We start from the raw sequence: 5,646 nt of genomic DNA on the forward strand, positions 1-5,646 counted from the left end.
CGTCCGCCGGCTTGGCCGCCTCGCCGCCCGCGGATTCGCCGCCTGCCGCGCCGGTGGCCGGCGCGCTTGCGCCGCCGGAGCCGCCGCGGAAATCGGTCACGTACCAGCCCGAACCCTTCAACTGGAAGCCGGCGGCCGTGACCTGCTTGCGGAAAGCATCCTTCCCGCACTCAGGGCACACGGACAACGGCGCGTCGCTCATCTTCTGGAGCACGTCCTTCGCGAAACCGCACGCATCGCAACGGTAGGCGTAAATCGGCATGATCTTTTCCCGCGGAAACTAGAAACGTCTTGCAAAACCTTGAATTATATCCGAAAGCCCGGGCCACTCCGTGGCGTCGGGCACCGTGCCACCCAGCGTCAGGCGCCGGCCGCCAGCAGGATCAGCACGCGCGCGACGATCGCACCGACGCCCACTGCGATGCCGAACACGAGCAGCGCCTGCAGCAACCGGTTGGTGCGCTTCTGTTCGAGCAGGATCTGCTGCATCAGTTCGTCGTTGGCCGAGCGCGGCGAATCGTGCCGCTCGGACAGCGCATGATGGATCAGGCGCGGCAACTGCGGCAGCGTCTTGCTCCATTGCGGCGCCTCCACCTTGAAGCGCTCGTACCAGCCGCGCAGGCCGATCTGCTCGGTCATCCAGCGCTCCAGATACGGCTTCGCAGTCTTCCAGAGATCGAGTTCCGGATCCAGCGAGCGGCCCAGGCCCTCGACGTTCAGCATGGTTTTCTGCAGCAGCACGAGTTGCGGCTGGATCTCGACGTTGAAGCGGCGCGAGGTGGAGAACAGCCGCATCAGCACCTGGCCGAGCGAAATATCCTTGAGCGCGCGATCGAAATACGGCTCGCAGACGGCGCGAATCGCGCTCTCCAGCTCCTCGACGCGCGTGTTGGGCGGCACCCAGCCCGATTCGAGATGCAGCGTCGCGACGCGGTGATAGTCGCGCTTGAAGAACGCGAGGAAATTCTGCGCGAGGTAGTTCTTGTCGAAATCGGACAGCGCGCCGACGATCCCGAAATCGAGCGCGATATAGCGCCCGAGCTGCTTCGGATCGAGGCTCACGAAGATGTTGCCGGGGTGCATGTCGGCGTGGAAGAAGCCGTCGCGGAACACCTGCGTGAAGAAGATCTCCACGCCTTCGCGCGCGAGCTTCGGAATGTCGACGCCGGCCGCGCGCAGCACCTCGACCTGGCTGATCGGCACGCCGTTCATGCGCTCCATCACGAGCACCGATTGCGAGCTGTAATCCCAGAACATCTCGGGCACCAGCAGCAGATCGAGCCCGGCGAAGTTGCGGCGCAGCTGGCTGCCGTTCGCGGCCTCGCGCATCAGATCGAGCTCGTCGTGCAGGTACTTGTCGAATTCGGCCACCACCTCGCGCGGCTTCAGGCGCCGGCCGTCGGGCCAGAGCCGTTCGGCCCAGATCGCGATGTCGCGCAGCAACGCCATGTCGGAATCGATCACCGGCAGCATGTTCGGCCGCAATACCTTGACGGCCACTTCCTTGCCGGCGTGTGCGCCTTCCTTGAGCCGGGCGAAATGGACCTGGGCGATCGACGCGCTGGCGACCGGCACCGGATCGAATTCGTCGAACACCGAACTGATCGGCGCGCCGAGCGACTTCTCGACCAGCGACATGGCCAGCGCCGAATCGAACGGCGGCACCTGATCCTGGAGCCGCGCCAGTTCGATCGCGAAATCGGGCGGCAGCAGGTCGCGCCGCGTGGAGAGCACCTGCCCGAACTTGACGAAGATCGGGCCGAGGCTTTCCAGTGCATGACGCAGGCGCACTGCGGGCGGATCGGAAAACTTGCGGCCGATCGTGGTGATGCGCAACAGCAGCTTGATGCGGCGATCGTCGATGCGCGACAGCATGACCTCGTCGAGACCGAAACGGATCAGCGTGTAGACGATTTTGATGAAACGGAAAATGCGCATGCGTGACGGTCCTTCAGTGCGCGCCGCGCGAGCTGCCGCCCGCCCGTGCGCCCAATCCTTGTTCGAGTCGTTCGACCCGCTTCTCGACACGGGCCAGCGCATCGCGGGCCCGCGCCAGTTCGGCGTCGAAATCGGCCAGCGCGGCACGCCGCACGACCTGGGGGTCCTCGTCGAGGAAATATTCGGTCAGTGAATCGAGCAGATTGCGGCCGGTGCGACGGGCTTGATCGCCCGCGGAGCGAACCAGCGTGGCGATCCGGTAGGCGGCTGCATCGCCCACCACGCGCGCGAGATCCTCTTCGGGCTCCCAGCGCAGATGCTCGGCGAGCTTGGCCAGTTGGGTAGCGAATTCGGCGTCGCCTTCGAGCTTGACGTGCTTCATGACGGCGGCCTGGCCGCCCTGCACGAAGGCCGTGACGGCGTCGAACGGCGAGCGCTGCGCACCGCCGAGCGCGATCGAGACATCGACCTGCGGCGCCTCGTGCGCCTCGACGGCCGCGAAATACCCGTCGGGCTGCACCAGCAGCACGAGCGTGACGGGAGCGAACTCGAGTCTGGCGGTTTTCCCAGCGTAGGGAATCAGGCGATCGCGCGCCCAGGATTCACGGGCGAGCAGATGGTTGACGGCAGCGGCGACAGACTTGGCGGCAAAGGTCATCGGACTGAGTAAAAAAACCCGCGCAGGCAGGGTGCCCACGCGGGTTTCTATTGTAACGTCGGATCGGCTCCGCCCTGCTCCAGCTTCGGGCCGGATCGCGCGGAGCCGGAAATCCGCGAGGCTCAGTGCAGGTTGATCTGCTGGATACCGGCCAGCAGCCAGCCTTCGTTGCCCGATTTCGTCAGATTCCACACTTCCTCGAACGGCTCCGGGCCGGCATTGGCCGATTCGCGGATCAGGCCGTGGAAGCGCACGCTGGCTTCGGACTGGCTGCCGTTCTGCTCGACGCTGAGCAGTTCGGCATCGAGCTGCACCACGTCCGTCTGGTTCTTGCCGGCGCCGCGCGAGGCCAGATCGACCTTCACCTCGGCGAACATTTCCGGCGTGGTGAATTCGCGGATGTCGGCCATGTTGCCTTCGTCCCAGGCCGCCTGCAGGCGGATGAAGTAGACCTTGGCATTGCGCACGAACGCTTCGGTGTCGAAGCCGGCCGGCACCGATGCCGCCATCGCACCGGCTGCCGTGCCTGCCGCCGCACCGCCGAACACGCCGGCGGCTTCGTTGGCGTAGCTGCTCGACGAGGCCGGTTGCGGCTGGGCCGAGTAGCTCGGGCTGGCATAACCGCCGTTCGCGTTCGAGCCGGTGTCGTAGCCGCCGCGGTTCATCGACGAACCCGCGCCCGCGTAGGCCGGTTCCGGCTTGCGGTTGCGATTCATGATCTTGCGGACGATCCAGATGCCGATGAAGGCCAGCAGCGCGATGATGATCACGTTCGCCATCATGCTGGCGAACGCGCCGCCCAGGCCGAAGTGCGACAGCAGCGCCGCGATGCCGAGGCCGGCGGCCAGGCCGGCGATCGGCCCGAGCCAGCGCGAGCGGTTCGGCTGCGCGGCCGGGGTCGGCTGCACGCCGCGCTGGGCCGGTGCGGCCTGCTGCATCGGCTGCTGCGCCGGCGGCGTGGCCTGACGTTGCTGAACCATCTGGGATTGGCGGCCGATGCTGCGCCCGCCGCCCATGCGCTTGGCTTCGGCATCGAGCGACGCGAATGTGCCGGCCGTCAGCAGGCCGACCATGAACAGCGTGCCGATCCGTCGCGCCCACGGCCCCGGCTGCTTGCTGCGGTTGTTGAACGAACGGGAATCAGACATCACCATCTCCAGATTGAAAGACAATTGTATGGATGGAACCCCTTAGTACTTGGTTCCTAGGTGTAACGCTACCACGCCACCTGACAAATTGTAATATTTGACAGCGTCGAGGCCCGCCTGTTCCATCATCGTCTTCAGGGTGTCCTGATCGGGGTGCATCCGGATAGATTCGGCAAGATACCGGTAACTGTCTGCATCTTTCGCGAATTTGTCGCCAAGCCACGGTAATACTTTGAAAGAATACACGTCGTAGGCTTTTTTCAGCGGCGCCCAGACTTTCGAGAATTCCAGCACGAAAACCCGCCCGCCCGGCTTCGTCACGCGGCGCATCTCGGCCAGCGCGGCATCCTTGTGGGTCATGTTGCGCAGCCCGAACGCCACGGTCACCAGATCGAAGTAGTTGTCCGGAAACGGAATTTTCTCGGCGTCGCACAGCAGCGACGGCGTCACCACGCCCTTGTCGAGCAGGCGATCGCGGCCCACGCGCAGCATCGATTCGTTGATGTCGGTGTGCCAGACCTCGCCGGTCGGGCCGGCGGCCTTCGCGAAGGACTTGGTCAGATCGCCGGTGCCGGCCGCGATATCGAGCACCTTGAAGCCGGGACGCACGTTCGCCTGCGCGATCGTGAACGCCTTCCAGGCGCGGTGCATGCCGGCCGACATCAGGTCGTTCATCAGGTCGTAGTTGCTCGCGACCGAGTGGAACACCCCCGCCACCTTTTTCGCCTTGTCGCCCTCGTCGACGGTTTCGAAGCCGAAATGGGTTTTGCTCATCGCGTGAATCCTCTGGAAATGGCAAGACGGCGCCGGATGCGGCGCCGTCGGTTCAGTCGGTGATGGTCAGTGGCAGTGGCCGCGCGCAGCGCCCGCCTGGGGCATCGGCGCATCGCGTTCGACGCCCGCCGCCTGCAGTTTGTCGAAATACTCGCGCCAGAGCGCGTCCTGGCGCGTCGCCAGCTCGTACAACAGATCCCACGAATAGATGCCGGTGGAATGGCCGTCCGAGAAGGTCGGCTGCAACGCGTAGTTGCCGACGCCTTCGAGCGCCGTGATCGTCACGGTACGCTTGCCGGTCTGCAGCGTTTCCTGCCCGGGGCCGTGCCCGCGCACTTCCGCCGACGGCGAAAACACGCGCATCAGTTCGAACGGAATCCGGAAGCTGTCGCCATTCGGATACTGCAATTCGAGCACGCGCGACACCGCGTGCACGACGACGCCGGACGGAACCGGCGTCGTCGGGGTCAAGCCGCTCATGAATCCCTCGCGTTCAAAGCCTGTTCGATTTCCTCGTGCACCGCATTGTGCAGCAGCGTGGCCTGCGCCGTGCGCAAGCGCAGCAGCGCGTCCGACACCGAGCGCTGACGCGGCGCCCACACCGGCTGCGGAAAGTGGGCGTCGTTCGAGAAGCGCGGAATCACGTGCCAGTGCAGGTGCGGCACCTGATTGCCGAGGCTCGCCAGATTGACCTTGGCGGGCTGCATCACGCGCCGCACGGCGCGCTCCACCGCCACCACCACGCGCATCAGGCGTGCGCGCTCGGCCTCGGTCAGATCGGAAAGCTCGGCGACGTGCGCGTGCCAGATCACGCGGCAGAACCCGGGGTAATCGGTTTCGCCGGTCGCCAGCACGACGCGCAGCGCATCGTCCTTCCACAACAGCTCGCCGCCGTCTTCCCGGCAGAATACGCAATCCATCGTCAGTTCCTTGCTGATGGGACGCCCCGACTTTACACCAGGACCCGCTCGATCCCGCCGTTGTTCGCGTGGTTCACGTAGTCCGCCATCCAGTTCTCGCCGAGCACGTTGCGGGCGATCTCGACGACGATGTAATCGGCGTCGATGTTGGCGTCCTCGTTGTAGCGCGACAGGCCCTGCAGGCACGACGGGCAGCTGGTCAGGATCT

7 protein-coding genes are annotated in these 5,646 nt (G+C 65.4%); all 7 read right to left on the minus strand.

Features of this window, described 5'->3' with window-relative positions:
- On the minus strand, nt 1-262 hold a 262-nt coding region (locus tag G3N92_RS30305; protein ID WP_206131236.1), incomplete at its 3' end, for an FmdB family zinc ribbon protein.
- 98 nt (nt 263-360) lie between these two features.
- On the minus strand, nt 361-1,938 hold the full coding sequence (ubiB, locus tag G3N92_RS30310) for a ubiquinone biosynthesis regulatory protein kinase UbiB (RefSeq protein ID WP_206131237.1): 1,578 nt from the start codon (nt 1,936-1,938) through the stop codon (nt 361-363).
- A gap of 13 nt (nt 1,939-1,951) precedes the next feature.
- Nucleotides 1,952-2,596 (minus strand): SCP2 sterol-binding domain-containing protein, encoded by a 645-nt coding sequence (locus G3N92_RS30315; protein ID WP_206131242.1) that lies wholly within the window; start codon nt 2,594-2,596, stop codon nt 1,952-1,954.
- Nucleotides 2,597-2,718: 122 nt separating this feature from the next.
- Nucleotides 2,719-3,744, minus strand: a complete 1,026-nt coding sequence (locus G3N92_RS30320; protein ID WP_206131238.1) for a TIM44-like domain-containing protein — start codon at nt 3,742-3,744, stop codon at nt 2,719-2,721.
- Between the two features lie 42 nt (nt 3,745-3,786).
- The gene (gene ubiE, locus G3N92_RS30325) at nt 3,787-4,518 is read right to left on the minus strand and encodes a bifunctional demethylmenaquinone methyltransferase/2-methoxy-6-polyprenyl-1,4-benzoquinol methylase UbiE (protein WP_206131239.1); all 732 of its coding nucleotides are present in this window, start codon (nt 4,516-4,518) and stop codon (nt 3,787-3,789) included.
- Between the two features lie 66 nt (nt 4,519-4,584).
- Complete coding sequence (locus G3N92_RS30330) at nt 4,585-4,998, minus strand: DUF971 domain-containing protein (protein ID WP_206131240.1); 414 nt, start codon at nt 4,996-4,998, stop codon at nt 4,585-4,587.
- Nucleotides 4,995-5,438 (minus strand): HIT family protein, encoded by a 444-nt coding sequence (locus tag G3N92_RS30335; protein WP_206131241.1) that lies wholly within the window; start codon nt 5,436-5,438, stop codon nt 4,995-4,997. Before G3N92_RS30335 ends, G3N92_RS30330 begins: the two co-directional genes overlap by 4 nt.
- Nucleotides 5,439-5,646: the final 208 nt, after the last annotated feature.

The sequence above is a fragment of the Burkholderia sp. Ac-20379 genome (assembly GCF_017104645.1).
Taxonomy (GTDB): Bacteria; Pseudomonadota; Gammaproteobacteria; order Burkholderiales; family Burkholderiaceae; genus Burkholderia.

What these genes read in the sequence shown, in the direction of transcription:
- G3N92_RS30330 (WP_206131240.1), bottom strand. Translation starts at nt 4,998, where the DNA reads ATGAGCGGCTTGACCCCGACGACGCCGGTTCCGTCCGGCGTCGTCGTG.
- ubiB (WP_206131237.1), bottom strand. Translation starts at nt 1,938, where the DNA reads ATGCGCATTTTCCGTTTCATCAAAATCGTCTACACGCTGATCCGTTTC.
- G3N92_RS30335 (WP_206131241.1), bottom strand. Translation starts at nt 5,438, where the DNA reads ATGGATTGCGTATTCTGCCGGGAAGACGGCGGCGAGCTGTTGTGGAAG.
- G3N92_RS30315 (WP_206131242.1), bottom strand. Translation starts at nt 2,596, where the DNA reads ATGACCTTTGCCGCCAAGTCTGTCGCCGCTGCCGTCAACCATCTGCTC.
- G3N92_RS30320 (WP_206131238.1), bottom strand. Translation starts at nt 3,744, where the DNA reads ATGTCTGATTCCCGTTCGTTCAACAACCGCAGCAAGCAGCCGGGGCCG.
- ubiE (WP_206131239.1), bottom strand. Translation starts at nt 4,518, where the DNA reads ATGAGCAAAACCCATTTCGGCTTCGAAACCGTCGACGAGGGCGACAAG.